Genomic DNA, 19,368 nt, shown 5'->3' on the forward strand with positions numbered 1-19,368 from the left:
AGTGATCGACTTAACACTGTGGTGTAAATCTCTGGTTTGACCACGCATTATTGCGTTTCAAAGTTGTTAAATTTTACGCGTTGTTCTAGAAACAAAATGTAACATCTCACTGTTCCACAACAACGGACAACAACTATGAACAATTCAGGGAAATACCTTACATGGGCACTGCTTTCCGTTGTGGGAGCTTTTGCCCTGGGCTATATCGCCCTCAACCGGGGGGAACAGATCAATGCGCTCTGGATTGTCGTTGCCTCCGTCTGCATTTATCTGATCGCGTATCGTTTTTATGGTCGCTATATCGCCAAAACGGTGCTGGCGGTTGATGGCACGCGCATGACGCCCGCCGTTCGTCATAACGACGGGCTGGACTACGTTCCGACCGATAAGAAAGTGCTGTTCGGTCACCACTTTGCGGCGATTGCCGGGGCAGGCCCGCTGGTGGGGCCGGTGCTGGCGGCGCAGATGGGCTATCTGCCGGGGATGATCTGGATCCTTGCCGGCGTGGTGCTGGCGGGGGCCGTACAGGACTTTATGGTGCTGTTCGTCTCCACCCGTCGCGACGGCCGTTCGCTTGGCGAGCTGGTGAAAGAGGAGATGGGTGCGACGGCCGGGGTGATTGCGCTGGTGGCGACCTTTATGATCATGGTGATCATCCTTGCGGTGCTGGCGATGATTGTGGTGAAAGCGCTGACCCACAGTCCGTGGGGGACTTACACCGTCGCGTTCACCATTCCGCTGGCCATTTTTATGGGGATCTACATTCGCTACCTGCGTCCGGGACGCATTGGTGAGGTGTCGGTGATTGGTCTGGTGCTGCTGGTGTTCGCCATTATCTCCGGCGGCTGGGTGGCAGAGAGCCCAACCTGGGCACCGTTCTTCGACTTTACCGGCGTACAGCTAACCTGGATGCTGGTGGGGTACGGGTTTGTGGCCGCGGTGCTGCCGGTATGGCTGCTGCTGGCCCCGCGTGATTACCTCTCTACGTTCCTGAAAATTGGCACCATCGTCGGGCTGGCAATCGGTATTTTGATCATGCGCCCGACGCTGACCATGCCAGCGTTAACCAAATTCGTTGACGGTACGGGCCCGGTCTGGACCGGTAACCTGTTCCCGTTCCTGTTTATTACCATCGCCTGTGGTGCGGTGTCTGGCTTCCACGCGCTGATTGCCTCCGGGACCACGCCGAAGATGCTGGCGAATGAAAATCAGGCCTGCCTGATTGGCTACGGCGGCATGCTGATGGAGTCCTTCGTGGCGATCATGGCGCTGGTCTCTGCCTGCATTATCGACCCGGGCGTCTACTTCGCGATGAACAGCCCGATGGCGGTTCTGGCTCCGGCGGGCACCGCCGACGTGGTGGCATCCGCAGCACAGGTGGTAAGCGGCTGGGGCTTTGCCATTACCCCGGATACGTTATCGAGTATCGCCAGTGAAGTGGGCGAGCAGTCGATTATCTCCCGCGCGGGTGGCGCGCCTACGCTGGCGGTGGGCATGGCCTACATCCTTCACGGTGCGCTGGGCGGGCTGATGGATGTCTCGTTCTGGTATCACTTCGCCATTCTCTTTGAAGCGCTGTTTATTCTGACGGCGGTGGATGCGGGGACGCGTGCAGCGCGCTTTATGCTGCAGGATCTGCTGGGTGTGATCTCCCCGAACCTGAAGCGTACCGATTCGCTCCCGGCGAACCTGCTGGCAACGGCCTTGTGCGTGCTGGCGTGGGGGTACTTCCTGCATCAGGGCGTGGTGGATCCGCTTGGCGGTATTAACACGCTGTGGCCGCTGTTCGGTATCGCTAACCAGATGCTGGCAGGGATGGCGCTGATGCTGTGTGCGGTGGTGCTGTTCAAGATGAAGCGCCAGCGTTATGCCTGGGTGGCGCTGCTGCCTACTTCCTGGCTGCTGATTTGTACCCTGACGGCGGGCTGGCAGAAAGCCTTCAGCCCGGACAATAAAGTGGGCTTCCTGGCGATTGCCAATAAGTTCCAGGCGATGATCGACAGCGGTAAAATCCCGGCGCAGTATACGGAATCACAGCTGTCGCAGCTGGTGTTTAACAACCGTCTGGATGCCGGGCTGACCATCTTCTTTATGGTGGTGGTCGTGGTACTGGCGTTGTATTCTCTGAAGACCGCGCTGGCGGCGCTGAAAGAAGACAAGCCGACAGCGAAAGAGACACCGTATGAACCGATGCCTGAGAACCTGGAAGAAATTGTCACCCAGGCCAAAGGGGCGCATTAACCTGTGTGCCGGGTGGCGCTAGCGCTTACCCGGCCTACATTTCTTATCCTCCCTCTCCCTTTGGGAGAGGGCCGGGGTGAGGGAAACAAACGAGAAATGACTTATGTTCGACACCCTTTCCAAAGCAGGCAAATACTTAGGCCAGGCCGCCAAAATGATGATTGGCGTGCCGGACTACGACAACTACGTCGAGCATATGCGCGTCAACCATCCGGACCAGACGCCAATGACCTACGACGAATTTTTCCGCGATCGCCAGGATGCCCGTTACGGCGGCAAGGGCGGAGCGAAGTGCTGTTAACCCTCTTTCGGTAAATAGAGGCTGATCTGTTCCTGTTTACAGCCGTAGATCGCCGCCAGCTTTTCACGGGTGCGCTTTTGCGGACGGGAGTCCAGCGCTTCCAGCTGTGATACGGCAGACTGGCTGATGCCAAGTTTCTCTGCCACCTCCTGCTGGGACATGCCGCGCAGGATGCGCCAGGCGGCCTGCAGGCTGACGTTCTGCCAGGTCATGATGCTGCAAACCTCACCTGGAAGTTCAACGTCATCCAGCTCATCGTGTTCGACTTCAATATCCTCCAGATCGTCGTCGGTTTCGTCGTCGATTTCCGCCATCTGCAGGCACATACGAAAATATTCATCATAGGGAATAACCACGTACTGCGTTTTTCCGTTATCGTCCTTAATTAGCTGAACAGCCATAGGTGGCTTTCTCCTCGTGCAGGTAAGTTGTTGATGTTCTGCGCTTAACGGCCAAAACATAACAATGGTTATCGGGTTCGTCCCGAAGCGTATAGACGATGCGGTAATCGCCAACGCGTACTTTAAAAATACCTTCTTTGCCCCATTGGACCAGACAATCTTCATCCGTACCTCCACTGTACGCCCACACAAAATATAAGGAAATAATAAGACTATTAGATAAATTCCGAATTTCTTATGGGCTACTGTAGAGCGGAGAACAAATGCAAGTAAGCGGCAAAACGCAAACCGTCGAGGCGGTGCGAAAACGCCTCTGCCGGGCGACAGAGGCTTGCAGAAAATGTGCGATCAGGCGTTCAAACCGCCGTCCACATCCAGCCCCGTACCGGAGATCTGTCCGGCGGCCGGGCTGGCGAGGAAGGTGACCGCCGCCGCGATATCTTCCGGTTGCCCGTAATGACCGACGGCAATCATCTGACGCTGGGCTTCTGCCTGTTCGCCGTCCTCCGGGTTCATATCGCTGTTGGTTGGGCCGGGATGCACCAGGTTCACGGTAATACCGCGGGGCCCCAGATCCCGCGCCAGACCGCGCGTGAAGGAGTTAAGCGCGGATTTGGTCATGGAGTAGACGGAGATACCCGGCATCGCCACGCGGTTTGCCAGACAGCTACCGATATTGATAATGCGTCCGCCGTCAGACATGTGTACCAGCGCTTCCTGCGTGGCGATCACCACGCCGCGAATGTTGACGTTAATCAGGGCATCGATATCCGCCAGCGTCATGGACTCCAGCGGGCCGCCGCGGGCGATACCGGCGTTATTGACCAGAATGTCCAGTCCGCCGAGGGTGCGCGCCGCATGGGTGACCGCGTCCTGAATAGCCTCTGCGCTGGCGCTGTCGGCCTGAACCGCCTCACTGTGCCGCCCCAGCGCGCTTATCTCATCGACCACGGCCTGGGCTTTATCGACGGACTTTTCATACGTGATAACCACATCGGCACCGGCGCGTGCCAGCGACAGCGCGATAGCACGGCCCAATCCCCGGCTGGCGCCGGTGACCAGCGCTTTCTTACCTGTTAAATCGATCTGCATGATGGCCTCGTTGCGAGAGTGGTGAGAATCATCATTAGGTATAGTTGCTCGGCGCGTTTAACGGCTGAAGGATTCCACTTTCTCGAACGCCGCGCGCAGAACGTCAGGTGTGAGCGCCACGGGCAAATAGTGAATCGACTCCACCGGGCGCAGGGTGTGATTAATGACCTTGTCCAGTTCGTCACGGTTGTTGATATCCACCTCCAGCTCGCGAAGCCGGGTCGGCAGGTTAAAGCGCTGATACGCGGTGATAAGCTGCGCCAGCACGTCGTCCTGACCGAGCAGGGCGCTCTGCACCAGAATGCCGTAGGCCACTTTGGTGCCGTGCAGGTATTTTTCCGTCTGCGGCAGGACGGTTAAGCCGTTATGCACCGCATGTGCCGCCGCCACGCGTGTATAACGTTCGCCGAGCCCACCGACCATGCCGCCACCGGCAATAATGGCATCCACCACATCCCTGAATGCCTGCGTTGCTTCGCCGCGCTGCTGGTCAGCCAGCGCGTCCTCGCTGCGTTCCAGCAGCACGTCGCGGATAGCCAGCGCGCCGTTAATCCCCAGACGTACGGTCAGCGGCAGGTGTTCAGGCTGCGGCGCGAGTACAACCGCTTCATACCACTTCGCCAGGGTATCGCCGATACCAGCCAGCAGGTATTCCGCCGGGGCGTTAAGGATGATTTGCGGCTCCACCAGCACCAGGAAATTGGCATCGTCGAAAATTTCAAACTGCAGCGCCTGCCCGGCATCGTTATACCAGACGGAGAGCGGCGTCCATGCCGCACAGGTAGCGGCGATGGTCGGGATACCCACGAACGGAACGCCCAAACGACGCGCCACGGCTTTGACCGTATCCATCACCGCTCCGCCGCCAACACCAATCACCACGGCCGCCTCGCTGCCGGATTCATTCACCAGATGGGTGACGTCACGCTCGCTGCAGTGGCCTTTGAACAACAGGTGTTTTGCGCCGGGGGCCGCAAAGCTCTCCGGCAGGTAGGGACGTGCGCCTTCAAGCGCGCGTTCGCCGTAGATCCACACCGCGCGGGAAAGCTGCTCCGGGGTGAAGAAGTCATGCAGATGCGCAAGGCTTCCGGGGTGAGAAAAGTAGTTCGCCGGGCCGGGAACGACGCGGATATCGGTGTTGCTCATGGTGTTGTCCTTTTTTAGCAAGCGCTAACCCGATGTTATGTCTGGACATCCGGATGGCTAATAATATTTGGCTTTATCTTATGCCTTTTCTGTCGTTGTCAGTCAACCGGAGCTGTGAAAAATTCAATAAATCAAACTATTAATGAGGATCCTACGCGGATGGTTTCCAGTCGCCTTGAGATGCGCGGTATCAGCCTGGCCTTTTCCGGCTTTCAGGCGCTGTCGCGCGTGGACTTTACCCTGAACGGCGGATCGGTGCATGCATTGACCGGGGCTAACGGCGCGGGGAAATCGACGCTGATGGCGGTGCTGTGCGGAACGCACGATCGCTATGAGGGGGAGATCTGCATTAATAACCAGCCGGTGACGATCCGCGAACCGCTCGATGCCAAACGGCTGGGGATCCACCTTGTGCAGCAGGAAGTGGACGTGGCGCTGGTTCCGGGGCTGAGCATCGCTGAAAACATCATGCTCGACCAGCTGGCGCAGCCGGGACATCGCTACCGCTGGCGTGCTATTCGTCAACAGGCGAAGCAGGCGCTGGCGCAGCTCGACGTTACGCTGGACGTTCGCCGTTCCATCGACAGCTGTTCGTTGGCTGAAAAACAGCAGATCCTGCTGGCGCGGGCGCTGTCGCATCACTGCCGTTTTTTGATCCTCGATGAACCTACCGCACCGCTGGATGCCCACGACAGTGAACGCCTGTTCGCGGTGGTGCGGCGTTTAAAGCAGCAGGGCATTGGCGTGGTATTTATCTCGCACCGCATTCATGAGCTGAAAGCCATCTGTGACACCTTAACGGTGTTGCGCGATGGCAAGCTGATTGAGACCGGCCCGATGGCGGATCTCAGCGGCGAAGCGATCGTCGAGAAGATGCTCGGCCACGAACTGAGCGATATCTACCCGCCAGCCCGTCCTGTGCATCGCGACGAGACGCTGCTGCGGGTGGAGGGGCTGCACGACGACGCGTTGCTGAAAGATATCTCCCTGCATCTGCGTAAAGGCGAAATCCTGGGCATTGCCGGGCTGGCGGGCGCAGGCAAAACCGAACTCTGCAAGGCGCTGTTTGGTGCCAGCAAAAGCCGGGTGGAGCGTGGCGAGCTCAATCATCAGCCCTGGAAACCGCGCGATCCGGCCGATTCTGTGCTGCGGGGGCTGGCGCTGGTACCGGAGGAGCGGCGCAAGGAGGGGATTTTCATCGACGAGCCGGTGAGCATGAACCTGGCCGTGACGGCAGATACCAGCTTTTCGCGCTGGAGTCTCTTTGGTCATCGTCAGGCGTGGCGCTGGGCGGAAGAGGTGATAGCCCGCGTTGGCGTGCGTACGCGCGGGCCGGGGCAGGTTTTACGTCGGCTTTCTGGCGGTAACCAGCAGAAGGTTGCTATTGGCAAATGGCTGCGCAATGACGCCAGCGTGCTGATATTTGACGAGCCGACCAAGGGCGTTGACGTCAAAGCGAAGACCGATCTGTTTCAACTGATCGACGGTCTGGCCCGCGAGGGCAAAGGGGTGATTTACGCTTCGGGCGAATTTGCCGAACTGGTAGGGCTGTGCGACCGCATCTGCGTGCTCTGGGACGGACGCATCGTGGCGGAAATCCCCGGGGCCGAGGCGCGGGAAGAGACACTACTTTATTATTCAACCGGAGGAACGGCGTCGTGAGCAAGGCCCTTTCAGTGACCGCGGCGGCGTCTGGCCGTCAACAGATTTTCGATTTTCTCTACCGGTGGGGCATGTTGCTCACCGTGGTGGCGCTGGTGGTGGTTTTTGGTCTGGCGTCGGACAGCTTCCTCGACCCGAACAACATCATCAACATTCTGCGCTCGATCGCCATCGTGACGGTGATCGCCATCGGCGTATCGATTTCACTGACCGTGGGCGGGTTCGATCTCTCCGTTGGCTCAACGGCGTCGCTGGCGAATGCGCTGGTGATCTCGCTCTTCGTCTGGCACGGCTTCGGCGCCACCGAGTCGATCCTGATCACCCTTGCGCTCTGTACCCTGGTCGGGCTGTTTAACGCCTTTCTGATCGTCATTCTGCGTATTCCAGACATGCTCGCGACGCTTGCCAGCCTGTTCGTCATTCAGGGCGTGGCGATGACCTACAGCTACGGCGGGTCGATTACCGAAAACATGGTGCTGCCGAGCGGTGATATGGCGGAAGGAACCATTCCGGCGGCGTTCAGCCTGCTGGGGCAGGTGCCGACCATCGTCATCATCATGCTGGCGGTGACCCTACTGGCACAGCTGGGATTGTCACTGACCACCCACGGCCGGCGCATGTACGCCATCGGCGGTAACCCGGAGGCGGCGCGCCTTTCAGGCATTCGCACCACGCGTTACAAGGTCGCGGCCTACGTGCTTGCCTCGCTGCTGGCCGGACTGGGCGGGATTTTGCTGGCCTCGCGCATTGGGTCGTCGCAGGTGAATGCGGGCGGCGGGTATCTGATGGACGCGGTGGCGGCAGCGTGGATCGGCTTTTCGCTGGCCGGTTCCGGCAAGCCGAACGCGCTGGGAACGCTGGTGGGGGCGGTCATTCTGGGCGTGCTGTCGAACGGGCTGGTGATGCTCTCCGTACCGTATTACGCCATGGACATTATAAAAGGGCTGGTGCTTGCCGTGGCGCTGGCGATTACTTACATACAAAAACGCTGACAACACAACGGGATAAAAAATGAAAAAGATTGCACTCTCTTTGGTGGCTCTTGGGTTACTCACCTCTCTGCCGGGCTTTGCGGCCACGCCTGCACCGGTTCCGGCGGCCATTGCCAACCACGACGGCCCCATTCGCATTGCGGTGATCCGCAACCTTGGCTCGGATGACAACACCACGCAGTTTGTCGCCGGGGCGATTCAGGAAGGGAAAAAACTTGGCTTTAAGGTCAGCACCTTTTTAAGCAACGGTGACGACGCAAAATTCCAGGACTTTGTGAATCAGGCGATCAGCCAGAAATATGACGGGATTATTCTCTCTCAGGGGCGTGATCCGTATGCGACCGCGCTGGTGAAGAAGGCGGTGGATGCCGGGATTAAGGTTTCGGTGTTTGATACCGCCGTTAACGGCGAGATCCCAGGTGTGACGGTCACCCAGCAGGACGATGCCTCCCTGACGAATCTCTCCTTCGGCCAGCTGGCGAAAGATTTCAACGGCAAGGCCAATATCGTCAAGCTGTGGGTCGCCGGTTTCCCGCCGATGGAGCGTCGTCAGGCGGCGTATAAGGAACTGCAGAAACAGTACCCGAATATCAAAGAGCTGGAGTCTATTGGCGCGGTGTCGTCGGACGTGCAGGGCCATACCGCCAACAAGGTCGGGGCAATTCTGGCGAAATACCCGAAAGGTAAAATCGACGCTATCTGGGGCACCTGGGACGCCTTCAGCCAGGGGGCGTATAAAGCCCTGAAGGAGAATGGCCGCACTGAAATCAAGCTCTACAGCATCGACATCTCCAACCAGGATTTACAGCTGATGCGCGAGCCGGGAAGCCCGTGGGCAGTGAGCGTGGCGGTGGATCCAAAGCTGATTGGGGCAACTAACGTGCGTCTGATCGCTAACAAGATTGCCGGAGAGCCGACGCCTGCGACCTATGATTTTAAAGCAGCGGCGATCCCGCAGGCCCTGCTGACCGCCCAGCCGGGTGCGGTGAACGTGGCGTCGCTGGGGAAAATCATTCCGGGCTGGGGACAGACCGAAGACTTTATTGCGCCGTGGTTTGCGACGCTGGAAGCTAAGTCAAAATAGTGCCCGATAAGGCGCTGCCGCCACCCGGCGAAAGGAGCTAAAGGTGACAACATTACCCACCCCTGAATACAGCCGCAATATGCGGCTGATTGGCCATAGCGACCAGGGCGGTCGCCCGGACGGCGTGCAGCTGATGGTGCACCGCGGTTATGCGTATATTGGCCATATGGTGTCGCAGGGCTTTTCGATTGTTGACGTGCGCGACCCGAAAAACCCGAAAGCGGCGGGTTATATACCTGCGCCGCCCGGCACCTGGAATGTGCATTTGCAGGCACACGACGATTTACTGCTGGTGATTAACGCCCGGGATCTGTTTGCCGATGCCCGCTTCGCCGATGAAAAGGTCTACTACACCCGTCAGGTGGGGGAGACCGTCAGCGACGTGCAGGACAAAGGCTGGAGCGCCGGGCTGCGCGTGTTTGATATCTCCACGCCGGACAGGCCGCGTGAAATCGGTTTTCTGTCGTTAAATGGCATTGGTATCCACCGCATCTGGTACGTCGGCGGTCGCTGGGCCTATGTGTCGGCGCTGATCGACGGCTTTACCGACTATATCTTCCTGACCATCGACCTGGCCGATCCGCGTAAGCCCGAAGTGGCAGGGCGCTGGTGGTTGCCGGGCATGAATCAGGCCGCAGGTGAACGGCCAGAGTGGCCGGAAGGCAAACGCTACGCGCTGCATCATGCCATTATCGCCGGGGATACGGCATACGGCAGCTGGCGTGACGGTGGTTTAACGCTGCTGGATGTCAAAGATCGCACTCAGCCGAAGCTGATTAGCCACCGCAACTGGAGCCCGCCGTTTGGTGGCGGGACGCATACCGCGCTGCCGCTGCCGGACCGCGATCTGTTGGTGGTGCTCGACGAAGCGGTGCTCGACAACCAGGAGGACGGCGAGAAGCTCATCTGGCTGTTTGATATCCGCGAGCCGTCGAACCCGGTAAGTATCTCCACCTTCCCGCAGCCGGATGAAAGAGACTACGTGGCGAAAGGCGCGCATTTCGGCCCGCATAATCTGCACGAGAACCGGCCGGGAAGCTTTGTCAGTTCCACGCTGATCTTCGCCACCTTTCAGAATGCAGGGGTGCGTGCGTATGACATTTCGAATCCCTACCGCCCGGTGGAAACGGGGGCGCTGGTACCTGCTGCACCTGAAAGGATGATGGATACACGCCCGAATCGCCCACAGGTGATCCAGTCGTGTGATGTTTTTGTGGATGCGCAGGGAATTATTTACAGCACGGATTATAACGGCGGCTTGTCGGTGATTGAATATTTGGGCTGAAGGGGAAAGGGGGGCTGAAATATATTTATAAGGTGAATGCTTATATTTATAGATTCTTAAAATAAACGCGCCGACTTTATCTTTAAGTCCTGATACGTACTATGGCTCTTTTTTATTCAAGGATGAATTTAATGAGCCTGAAAAAATGTGCAGCCTGGTTGCAAATAGCACTGCAACTCCTTCCGCCGTCGTTATTTTCGCTGGGCGCGACGTCCGTCGCCGCGCAGGATAAGGTAGCCGAGCCGCAAACCACCGAGCGGGTAGTGGCACAAACCGCCGTGCAGGCGGGGTCACTGCTGGAGAGCGGCAGTGGCCGTTCTGTCGCCAGCGCAATTACGTCCCAGGCAACAAATACCGCCACGCAGGAAATTGAGTCCTGGTTAAATCAATTTGGTACCACGCGGCTGAATATCGGTACTGATGAGCATTTTTCCATTCAGGATGCGGAGTTAGATCTGCTTATCCCGTTATACGAGCAAAAAACGTCGCTGGTGTTCACCCAATTGGGGGGACGTCGTCACGACGACAGAAATATCGTTAATGTCGGGTTTGGCTACCGTGAATTTAATACCGCATGGATGTGGGGCGTGAATACCTTTTACGATCGCCAGGTTTCGGCGAATCAGCATCAGCGCCTTGGTGTTGGAGCCGAGCTAGGCTGGGACTATCTGCGTCTTTCAGCCAGCGGCTACTACCGTTTAAGCGACTGGATGTCTTCGTCCCGCTATCGCGATTATGACGAGCGCGTGGCGAACGGCTTTGACCTGCGTGCAACCGGGTATCTCCCCGCGTATCCGCAGCTTGGGGCGAACCTCGTCTACGAACAATACTATGGTCAGCACGTCGGGCTTTTCGGTGACGATGAGGACGATCGTCAGAAAGATCCTTACGCCGTAACCGTTGGACTGAGCTACACGCCCGTTCCGTTGATTACCCTGGGTGTAAACCAAAAAATGGGTAAGGGCGAGGCATCGGATACGCAGTTTAACCTTGCGGTGAATTGGGCGCCGGGCGTGCCGCTGCGCACGCAGCTTGATGCGGACCAGGTGGGGGCACGCCGTACGCTGTTGGGGTCACGTCAGGAGCTGGTCGATCGTAATAACAATATTGTCCTGGATTACCGTAAGCAGGAGCTGATTTCGCTCGCACTGCCAGAAAACATTGCCGGGAATGAAAATGCCCGCCAGACCGTAACCGCGAAGGTTAAAACGAAATACGGGCTCGAACGCATCGACTGGCAGGGTGACAATTTGATACGTAACGGCGGCAAAATCACACCGGGTGCCGATCCGGCCCAGGTGGTGATTACGCTTCCAGCCTGGAAAAATGGCGGTTCCAACGCGTATACGTTAACCGCAACGGCCTGGGATAAGCACGGTAACGCTTCTGATACGGCGCGTATGACGGTGAACGTAAACGGCATGGACGTGACCACGCTGCAGCCCAGCCTGACGGCGTCTCCGTCCCGCTTACCGGCGGATGGCACCAGTCAGTCGGTATTAACATTGGCGCTAAAAACCGCATCCGGCGAGGCTGCAACCGGGTTATCGGAGCGTCTTGGCGCATCGATCACCCTGAAAAATGCCGTTACAGGCACCGCGGCGCCTGTCGCACCGCAAATAAGCGCGTTTCGCGAAACGAGCAGCGGCGTATACAGCGCAACGCTTATCAGCGGAACCGCGCCTGCCACCCTCACCATTCAGACGTTCATCGACGGCAATATTAAGCTTGCTACCGCCTCTGTGACTGAAGAGGCGGTGTCCGAGGTTGTGGAACTTGCATCACTCAGTCCGTCGACCGTAAGCGCACCGGCAGACGGCGTAACGCCAATTGTCGTAGTGGCAAGCGTTGTCGATCGGTCCGGCAATCCCGTTTCGGGGCAAGAGGTGAAATGGACAGCGGATAACGCTGCGGTTCAGCTGTCTGCTGAACGCACCCTCACCAATGAACAAGGGCAGGCCAGCATTCAGCTCATTAGCCGTGACGTGGTTGCGACGACAGTGAGTGCGCAACTGGCGGACGGTAACCCGCTCTCTACCCCGACGCTAAAATTTGTTGCGGACAGCGCCAGCGCACAGGTGAGATCGGTCAATGTCGATAAAACCCGCATTGTTGCCAATAACAGCGACAGCGTAACGTATACCGCGCAGGTCGCAGATAACAGCAATCATCCGCTTGAAGGCGTGACGGTTAACTGGACGGTGAAGCGGGAAGATGGCACGACCGCAGGAAGCAAAACCTCGGTTACCGACGCCGCCGGAAACGCCACGTTGTCGCTGTCGTCAGCAAAAACGGGCGTAGCCTGGGTTTATGCTGATGTAAATCAGCAGAATGCGGTGAAAGCGGAAGCCGTAACGTTTGTCGCTGACACCAGCACGCAGCGTATCGCCGCCGTGGTGGCCGATAAGCAACAGGCCGTGGCCAACGGCAGCGACAGTATTACCTGGACGGCGCAGGTGCGCGATCTGCAGGGTAACGCCATTTCGGGCGTAGAGGTTAACTGGTCGGCAGATAACCCAGACGTTAAGCTCGCCGCCAGCAGTACGCGGACGGATGCGCAGGGCAATGCCTCGCTGGTGGTTACCTCGCTGAAATCAGGCAGCGTTGTAATCACGGCTCAGACCGCTGAAAGCGCACCCGTTCGTGCTGACAGTGCAACCTTCACGGCCGATCTCACGACCGCGAAAATGACGGAGATGGCCGCCGACAGCGTGACGGCGGTAGCCAATGGCACCGACGGTATCACCGTGCGCACTACCGTTGTGGATGCCAATGATAACCCGGTTGACGGAGCGAAGGTTGGCTGGGCGGTGAGCCCTTCCGGCGCGACGTTGTCCGATACGAGCAGCGTGACGAATGCATCGGGTGAGGCGAGCGTGACCTTACGTTCTGAAACCGCGGGGGAATATTCTCTTCAGGCCACGTTCGGCAGTAACACGTTACGCGTGACAAAACTGACCTTCACCGGTGACACCACCACGGCAAAGCTGGCTACCCTCACGGCGGATAAAACGACCGGCATTGTGGCTGACAGCGATACCGTACTGTTAACCGCAACCGTGGTGGACAGCCATCAGAACCCTGTACCAGGCGTTGCCGTTAACTGGAGCAGCAGTGATGCGGCTGATGTGACCCTGACACCCGTTTCAGCAATGACCAATGCGCAAGGGCAGGCAGAAACGCGCTTCTCATCGCGCAAAGCGGGCAACATCACGGTTACCGCGACGGTGAATGGTAGCGGTCAGACGCTTACTCTCTCCGTGACCGGTAATCCGGCGACAGCGCAATTTACGAGCCTGAGTGCGGATAAAAAAGAGGCGGTGGCTGACGGGAACGCGACCATACGCTGGACCGCCACCGTCGAAGACGCCAACCATAACCCGCTTAGCGGTGTGGATGTGGCGTGGCGTGTAGATAACAGCAGCGTGAAGCTTGCCAGCGCCAGCACAAAAACCAACGAAGCGGGTCAGGCGGTTGTAACGGCGTCAACGACAACGGCCGGAACGGCAACGGTTAGCGCAACAGTTGTCGGTTCAACGGCGGCGATAAACGCGGAGCCGGTAACATTTATTGGCGATGCGACCACCGCCAGGGTTGAGAGCCTCAAGGCCAGTTCTGACCACGCGGTAGTCAACACCGACCGCATTACTTACACCGCAGTGGTGAAAGACGTAAACGGTAATGCCGTCAAAAATGCGACGGTCAACTGGAACACCACGCTTAATACCCTTTCAGCGCAAACCAGTGTGACCAATGGCAGCGGCGTGGCGACCGTGAAGCTGAGTGGCCCGGATACAGGTACGGCAAAGGTGAGTGCAGAGAGTAATAACACCACTAAAACCGATCAAACGGTTGTGTTTATTGCCAGCTATTCAGCCATGTGGAGCGTCACCGGTTCGACAAGCGCATTCAGTACGGGCGCAATATTTGGCTTCCCTTCGCTTGGGTTCGTGGCAACGGGAAGTACGCAGGGACCGACGTCCCTGGTATGGACCGCCGAAGGTTACAGCACGCTTGTCGTGCCGATGAAGGACGAACAAGGCAATACCCATGACGTGAAGATTCGCGCGCAGCGCAGATCGGATTGCTCCACCCGTCCGTTCAATGTGGCGGTTCTGTGTAGCAGTTGGGAAACCACAGGCTATAGCGCCAGCCTTAAGTATGTTGAGGCCGATAACCCGGATCTCCCGAGCGGAGTTTACCGTGGGGATATCAAGTTTGCCGGTAAAGACTGGCATTCGTCGTGGTCTCTCGATTACACCGTGACCACCACGCTTACCAAAAACTGATGCAAAAACCTTCCGAAAGGGAGGTTTTTTTTAACTGTACTGGCGCACTCTTGCCACCAGCTCTTCCACGCTGTCGATGCGATCGGCAATCACAATCAGCGCTTTACCCAGCGTGATGGCGTGGCGCAGACATTCGTGACGCATCGCGTCGTCCTGAATGGTATCGATGTCCGCGACGTGTGACAGCCCCACACTGCGGCGGATCAGCTCCGTTCCGCAGAAACCAATGGTATCTCGCCAGACTTTTTTCAAAAATTCAGAGGCATAGCCCGGCGCACTCAGCGCGGCATCCCGGGTTTTCTCGTGCGCCAGCGCCTGGAAGCGCTCCGCAAAGGTATTCCATAACGCCTGAATGTCGATCAGACGCTGTTCCCGGGCGGCAGCGGCATCGCGGATGCCTAAATGCCCCGGCAGGCCACAGAAATTCAGCAGCAGGTTGCCGATGGCGGTGCCCACGTCAAACCCAATCGGGCCAAAGTAACCGAATTCGGCGTCGATCGCTTTCAGGCTACCCTCGGCCACGAAAATCGATCCGCTGTGGATATCCCCGTGCAATAGCGCTTCGGCGTGGGAGAAGAAGCGATGCTTCAGGGAGGCCACGGCAATTTTCAACTGGGTGTCATCGCGCAGGGCGGCGACATCGTTTTCCAGCTCTGCCGGATAGTTGTTGCGCTCGTGGATCTGGTACGGATCGTTAAAGAACAGATCTTCAGTGATCTCGCACATCTCCGGGTTAATGAACTGGGCAACCTGCGCTTTTTTCTCGTGCGGGTGCAGGTAAAAATCGCTGGTGTGGAACAGCGTGTGCGCCAGGTACTCCCCCAGTTGACGCGCAGCCTGCGGGTAGGCGTTATTCTTAATCAGCTCCCCGCGCCAGATGCGATGGTCGGAGAGATCTTCCATCACCATAACCGCCAGTTCCGGGTCAAAATGATGAATTTTCACGGTATGCTGCGGGCTGTGCTTGTAATGCTCTACCAGCGTTTGCGCCTCAAGACGGGCGCGGTCCAGCGTCAGCGGCCATGACTCACCGACGCAGCGAACGTATGGCAGCGCCTGTTTTACGATGATGCGGCTCACGCCCTGAGCATCGAAAATTTTGAAGACCAGATTGAGGTTGCCGTCGCCCACTTCCTGCGCCTCTACCAGTGATGATGGATTATCAAGGCCGCCAAACTGCCTGGCATACTCCACGGCGTCCTGGGCGGTAAAGGTACGGTATTGCGACATTGCCTGCTCCTCACTGATTTGCGAATAAAGACATTTAGACGTCTATACATCTGGATTTCATCCTGACACAATGTGCTACAACAACGCAACAGGGAATTAACGACATGCAGACATTACAGACGACCAGCCTGCGGGTGGCGGATAATCAGCTCTTTATTCTCGACCAACAGGCCCTTCCGCAGGAGAAACGCTGGCTTGACGCCTCAACGGTCGAGGCGCTGGTGGGGCATATTCACGCCCTTAGGGTGCGCGGTGCGCCGCTGATTGGTCTCTCTGCAAGTCTGCTGCTGGCGCTGCTGGCGGAAAAGGGGAAAAGCCGCGACGAGCTGGCGCTGGCGCTAGAAACGCTGCGCGCTGCACGCCCAACGGCGGTCAACCTGATGAACAATCTCAACCGCATGAAGCAGGCGCTCTGGCAGGAAGATTTCGTTCCGGCGCTGGTGACGGAAGCTCTGCGACTGATTGACGAAGACAGGCAGCTTTGTGACGCCATTGCGACAGCGGGCAGCGCGCTGGTGAAGCCCGGTAGCCGCCTGCTGACCCACTGTAACACTGGCGGTCTGGCGACCGCAGGCGTCGGCACTGCGCTGGGTGTTATTGCTCGCGCACATCAGGAGGGCAACGTCAGCAACGTCTGGGTGGATGAAACCCGTCCGCTGCTGCAGGGCGGCAGGCTGACCGCGTGGGAGCTCGGCGAGCTGGGCGTGCCGTATCAGCTGATTACCGACTCCATGGCCGCCAGCCTGATGGCAAAAGGGGAGGTGGATGCCGTGTGGGTGGGGGCAGATCGTATTGCCGCCAACGGCGATGTGGCGAACAAAATCGGCACTTATTCCCTGGCGGTGCTGGCGAAATTTCACGGCATTCCGTTCTATGTCGCCGCCCCGCAAACCACCCTCGACCCGGCGTGCCCGAACGGTGAGGCGATCCCGATTGAGCAGCGCGCGGCCAGTGAAGTAACGGGCGTGGCGGGAAGCTTCGGCGCGGTACAGTGGGCACCGGAAAATGCGCAGGTTTACAACCCGGCATTTGACGTCACCCCAGCCTCGCTGATAAGCGGCTGGGTACTGGATACGGGCGTGGTCACGCCGGAAGCGGTAGCAAAGGGGAAATTCGCCTGAGTCCGGCTATCCTTGTAAGGGGTTCCCCTGAGAGGACAACATCGTGACGCTCGATCCCGAAACAGACTTAAAACTGGAACGCGTGGTGGATGCACCGCGCGACCTGCTGTGGCTTTGCTGGACGACGCCAGAGCACATCAAAAACTTCTTTATTCCTGCCCCCCATAAAGTGACCGAATGCGACCTCGACCTGCGCGTGGGTGGACGGTTCAATACCGTTTTCGACGTGGACGGGCAAAAAATGGACAATAAAGGTGTTTTCCTGGAAATCGATCCCGGCAAAAAGCTGGTCTTTACCGACGGCTATACCGAAGGGTGGAAACCGGCCGAAAAGCCGTTTATGACGGCGATTTTGTTGCTGGAAGATCTTGGGGAGGGCAAAACCCGCTATACGGCGATTGCGCGCCATCCCACGAAAGAAATCCGTGAGCAGCATGAACAGATGGGCTTCCATGAAGGCTGGGGGATCGTGCTGGATCAGCTGGTGGGGTATGTGAAGGGATTGAAGCATTGAAGATAAAGCGGCCTGATGCCCTCACCCCAGCCCTCTCCCACAGGGAGAGGGAGCAATGTTTTCACCTATGCCAGACGCGGATACGCATCCGCAATCGCATCACCGGTAAACTGCGCCACCCAGCCCTCCGGATTATCGAATATACGGATGGCCGTAAAGTTTGGCTCTGAGCCCATATCAAACCAGTGCGGTGTGCCTGCTGGCACCGAAATCAGGTCGTTTTTCTCGCACAGCACCTGATACACCTCATCGTCAATGTGCAGGCAGAACAATCCCGCGCCTTCCACGAAAAAGCGCACTTCATCTTCGCCGTGGGTGTGCTCGTTGAGGAATTTGGCGCGCAGCGCTTCTTTTTGCGGGTTGTCGGCGCGCAGGCTGATCACATCCCAGCTCTGATAGCCTTTCTCCGCGACCAGCTTGTTGATGGCATGCTGGTAAGCGTCAATGACCACTTCTGGGGCAGGGGCGCGCCCTAAATCACGGTCAGCCGCCCAGCGTTCAAAACGCACGCCTTTGGCGTTGAGCTGTTGGGCGATCTCGGCGGCGTCGGTGCTGTGCCACAGGTGCTTACTCGCGTCTTTATCGGAATAAATGGTTAATGCGCTCATGAAGGGATCTGCTCCGGGTTAATCTCGTCGAACTGGTGAACCTGATGATGGTGGCTTGCACCGTCATCATCACCGCGAATCAGCTGCAGGGTGCGAAAACCGGCCTGTTCAGCAGCGTCCAGCTCCTGATGGATATCCGACAGGAACAGGATCTGCGACGGGGCGATGCCCGTCTGCGCCGCAATATTCTGATAAGACTGCACCTCACGCTTGGCACCAATATGGGTATCAAAGTAGCCGCTGAACAGATGAGTAATATCACCTTCATCGCTGTAGCCAAATAACAGTTTCTGCGCAGCGACGGAACCAGAAGAATAAACATAGAGATCAATGCCTTGCGCTTTCCATTTTTCCAGCGCCGGCAGCACGTCCGGGTAGAGATGGCCGGTAAAGTCGCCGTTGACGTAACCGTCGTGCCAGATAATTCCCTGCAGGGCCTTCAGCGCCGTCGATTTACGGTCTTCATCCATAAAGGTGAAGAGGGTCTCGATAAGATCGCTGACGCTGGCGTGCGGAGTGTCGATTTCATCGCGCAGGTTGTCCAGAATCGATTTGACCGGCTCGGCGTACTGCTGGGCGGTGACGAAGGCCGCCAGACGCTCACGCGCATAAGGGAACAAAACATCATGGACAAAACGGATATCGCTGGTGGTTCCCTCAATATCCGTCACAATCGCGCGAATCATATCTTCTCCAGTTGTCGTAAACGCATTTCGCATTCAAATAAGAATTCTAATCCTTCCAGATGACGGCGGGCTTCGGCCACATCACGTCCCCAGCAGGTTAAGCCATGGCCGCGCAGAAGAAAACCATAATTAAGCGGGCGCTCCTGGGCGTAATGGGCGATTCGCGAAGCGAGGGCGTCTATATCCTGGTCGTTATCGAATACCGGAATGGCAACCGTAGCCAGATGCGTGGTCTGCCCGGTGAGGGATTTTTGCATCTCAAACCCGCTGATGTGCAGCTCCGCCTCTTTCACCAGCCGCGAGAGCACCGTGGCGTTCACCGTGTGGACGTGCAGTACGGCGTTGGCCTCCGGGAACAGGCGATAGATAAGTGTGTGTAACCCGGTTTCGGCCGAAGGTTTACGGCCAGAGGGGGCGCGATTGGTGGCGATCTCCACCTGCAGAAAATCATCCGGCGTGAGGCTGCCTTTGTCTTTGCCGGATTCACTGAGCCAGCACAGGTTTTCATCCTGACGTACCGACATGTTACCGCCGGTGGCGGGGGCCCAGCCTTTGGCACCAATCCAGCGGCAGGCTTCGACCAGTTGCGTGAGTTGCAGGTTGTCTGTCATTTCCTTTTACCCTCTCGGTCAGGAATATTCATATTGTTTAGACGTCTAAGCGTCTTGATTGCCAAAGACTAACATCGTGTTATAGTGGCAGCAACATAAGTATTA

General features: G+C 57.7%; 16 protein-coding genes and 1 pseudogene. 9 read left to right on the forward strand and 8 right to left on the reverse strand.

Annotated elements, in window-relative coordinates:
- The first annotated feature begins 135 nt into the window (after window positions 1-135).
- Together cstA and AX755_RS11810 are read left to right on the forward strand one after the other, a co-directional pair.
- Complete coding sequence (gene cstA / locus AX755_RS11805) at window positions 136-2,241, forward strand: pyruvate/proton symporter CstA (protein WP_058683138.1); 2,106 nt, start codon at window positions 136-138, stop codon at window positions 2,239-2,241.
- 103 nt (window positions 2,242-2,344) lie between these two features.
- Entirely contained in the window at window positions 2,345-2,542 is a 198-nt protein-coding gene (locus AX755_RS11810; RefSeq protein WP_013097627.1) for a YbdD/YjiX family protein, read from the forward strand.
- Here AX755_RS11810 and AX755_RS11815 read toward each other — a convergent pair.
- The 4 genes and pseudogenes from AX755_RS11815 to AX755_RS11830 form a co-directional block, all read right to left on the reverse strand.
- Window positions 2,539-2,943, reverse strand: coding sequence for a helix-turn-helix domain-containing protein (locus AX755_RS11815; protein WP_023621328.1), 405 nt, complete (start codon window positions 2,941-2,943; stop codon window positions 2,539-2,541). The two genes, AX755_RS11810 and AX755_RS11815, sit on opposite strands and share 4 nt — an antisense overlap.
- Window positions 2,924-3,079: pseudogene (locus AX755_RS25780) on the reverse strand (type II toxin-antitoxin system RelE family toxin); the annotation flags it as partial. The gene AX755_RS11815 and the pseudogene AX755_RS25780, both read right to left, overlap by 20 nt.
- A 212-nt stretch (window positions 3,080-3,291) precedes the next feature.
- Entirely contained in the window at window positions 3,292-4,035 is a 744-nt protein-coding gene (locus tag AX755_RS11825) for an SDR family NAD(P)-dependent oxidoreductase (protein ID WP_013097624.1), read from the reverse strand.
- 57 nt (window positions 4,036-4,092) lie between these two features.
- Window positions 4,093-5,181, reverse strand: a complete 1,089-nt coding sequence (locus AX755_RS11830) for an oxidoreductase (RefSeq protein WP_047024254.1) — start codon at window positions 5,179-5,181, stop codon at window positions 4,093-4,095.
- Window positions 5,182-5,340: 159 nt separating this feature from the next.
- Between AX755_RS11830 and AX755_RS11835 the strand changes: the two genes are divergently transcribed.
- The 5 genes from AX755_RS11835 (at window position 5,341) to AX755_RS11855 (ending at window position 14,493) form a co-directional block, all read left to right on the forward strand.
- Complete coding sequence (locus tag AX755_RS11835; RefSeq protein ID WP_062856818.1) at window positions 5,341-6,843, forward strand: sugar ABC transporter ATP-binding protein; 1,503 nt, start codon at window positions 5,341-5,343, stop codon at window positions 6,841-6,843.
- Entirely contained in the window at window positions 6,840-7,835 is a 996-nt protein-coding gene (locus AX755_RS11840) for an ABC transporter permease (RefSeq protein WP_062856819.1), read from the forward strand. Before AX755_RS11835 ends, AX755_RS11840 begins: the two co-directional genes overlap by 4 nt.
- Before the next feature lie 19 nt (window positions 7,836-7,854).
- The gene (locus AX755_RS11845; protein ID WP_062856820.1) at window positions 7,855-8,919 is read left to right on the forward strand and encodes a sugar ABC transporter substrate-binding protein; all 1,065 of its coding nucleotides are present in this window, start codon (window positions 7,855-7,857) and stop codon (window positions 8,917-8,919) included.
- A gap of 43 nt (window positions 8,920-8,962) precedes the next feature.
- Entirely contained in the window at window positions 8,963-10,204 is a 1,242-nt protein-coding gene (locus AX755_RS11850; protein WP_073971444.1) for an LVIVD repeat-containing protein, read from the forward strand.
- Window positions 10,205-10,335: 131 nt separating this feature from the next.
- The gene (locus AX755_RS11855) at window positions 10,336-14,493 is read left to right on the forward strand and encodes an Ig-like domain-containing protein (protein WP_062856822.1); all 4,158 of its coding nucleotides are present in this window, start codon (window positions 10,336-10,338) and stop codon (window positions 14,491-14,493) included.
- Window positions 14,494-14,523: 30 nt separating this feature from the next.
- On the opposite strand, the gene mtnK is transcribed toward AX755_RS11855, so the two are convergent.
- On the reverse strand, window positions 14,524-15,723 hold the full coding sequence (gene mtnK, locus AX755_RS11860) for an S-methyl-5-thioribose kinase (protein ID WP_020685645.1): 1,200 nt from the start codon (window positions 15,721-15,723) through the stop codon (window positions 14,524-14,526).
- A gap of 104 nt (window positions 15,724-15,827) precedes the next feature.
- Between mtnK and mtnA the strand changes: the two genes are divergently transcribed.
- Together mtnA and AX755_RS11870 are read left to right on the forward strand one after the other, a co-directional pair.
- Entirely contained in the window at window positions 15,828-16,844 is a 1,017-nt protein-coding gene (gene mtnA / locus AX755_RS11865) for an S-methyl-5-thioribose-1-phosphate isomerase (protein WP_062856823.1), read from the forward strand.
- Between the two features lie 43 nt (window positions 16,845-16,887).
- Window positions 16,888-17,358, forward strand: a complete 471-nt coding sequence (locus AX755_RS11870; protein ID WP_020685647.1) for an SRPBCC family protein — start codon at window positions 16,888-16,890, stop codon at window positions 17,356-17,358.
- 65 nt (window positions 17,359-17,423) lie between these two features.
- On the opposite strand, the gene AX755_RS11875 is transcribed toward AX755_RS11870, so the two are convergent.
- From AX755_RS11875 to AX755_RS11885, 3 genes are read right to left on the reverse strand one after another with little or no spacing between them, the layout of a single operon-like run.
- Complete coding sequence (locus tag AX755_RS11875) at window positions 17,424-17,966, reverse strand: 1,2-dihydroxy-3-keto-5-methylthiopentene dioxygenase (RefSeq protein ID WP_062856824.1); 543 nt, start codon at window positions 17,964-17,966, stop codon at window positions 17,424-17,426.
- Entirely contained in the window at window positions 17,963-18,652 is a 690-nt protein-coding gene (mtnC, locus tag AX755_RS11880) for an acireductone synthase (protein WP_020685649.1), read from the reverse strand. Before mtnC ends, AX755_RS11875 begins: the two co-directional genes overlap by 4 nt.
- On the reverse strand, window positions 18,649-19,263 hold the full coding sequence (locus AX755_RS11885; RefSeq protein WP_013097612.1) for a methylthioribulose 1-phosphate dehydratase: 615 nt from the start codon (window positions 19,261-19,263) through the stop codon (window positions 18,649-18,651). The genes mtnC and AX755_RS11885 overlap by 4 nt, the downstream gene beginning before the upstream one ends.
- Between the last annotated feature and the right edge of the window lie 105 nt (window positions 19,264-19,368).

The organism is Enterobacter sp. SENG-6, assembly GCF_001605945.1.
In the GTDB taxonomy this organism is placed as follows: Bacteria; Pseudomonadota; Gammaproteobacteria; order Enterobacterales; family Enterobacteriaceae; genus Enterobacter; species Enterobacter cloacae.

Bases quoted from the DNA above. Each gene is read 5' to 3' on its own strand.
- cstA (WP_058683138.1), top strand. From the start codon at position 136: ATGAACAATTCAGGGAAATACCTTACATGGGCACTGCTTTCCGTTGTG.
- AX755_RS11810 (WP_013097627.1), top strand. From the start codon at position 2,345: ATGTTCGACACCCTTTCCAAAGCAGGCAAATACTTAGGCCAGGCCGCC.
- AX755_RS11815 (WP_023621328.1), bottom strand. From the start codon at position 2,943: ATGGCTGTTCAGCTAATTAAGGACGATAACGGAAAAACGCAGTACGTG.
- AX755_RS11825 (WP_013097624.1), bottom strand. From the start codon at position 4,035: ATGCAGATCGATTTAACAGGTAAGAAAGCGCTGGTCACCGGCGCCAGC.
- AX755_RS11830 (WP_047024254.1), bottom strand. From the start codon at position 5,181: ATGAGCAACACCGATATCCGCGTCGTTCCCGGCCCGGCGAACTACTTT.
- AX755_RS11835 (WP_062856818.1), top strand. From the start codon at position 5,341: ATGGTTTCCAGTCGCCTTGAGATGCGCGGTATCAGCCTGGCCTTTTCC.
- AX755_RS11845 (WP_062856820.1), top strand. From the start codon at position 7,855: ATGAAAAAGATTGCACTCTCTTTGGTGGCTCTTGGGTTACTCACCTCT.
- AX755_RS11855 (WP_062856822.1), top strand. From the start codon at position 10,336: ATGAGCCTGAAAAAATGTGCAGCCTGGTTGCAAATAGCACTGCAACTC.
- mtnK (WP_020685645.1), bottom strand. From the start codon at position 15,723: ATGTCGCAATACCGTACCTTTACCGCCCAGGACGCCGTGGAGTATGCC.
- mtnA (WP_062856823.1), top strand. From the start codon at position 15,828: ATGCAGACATTACAGACGACCAGCCTGCGGGTGGCGGATAATCAGCTC.
- AX755_RS11875 (WP_062856824.1), bottom strand. From the start codon at position 17,966: ATGAGCGCATTAACCATTTATTCCGATAAAGACGCGAGTAAGCACCTG.
- mtnC (WP_020685649.1), bottom strand. From the start codon at position 18,652: ATGATTCGCGCGATTGTGACGGATATTGAGGGAACCACCAGCGATATC.
- AX755_RS11885 (WP_013097612.1), bottom strand. From the start codon at position 19,263: ATGACAGACAACCTGCAACTCACGCAACTGGTCGAAGCCTGCCGCTGG.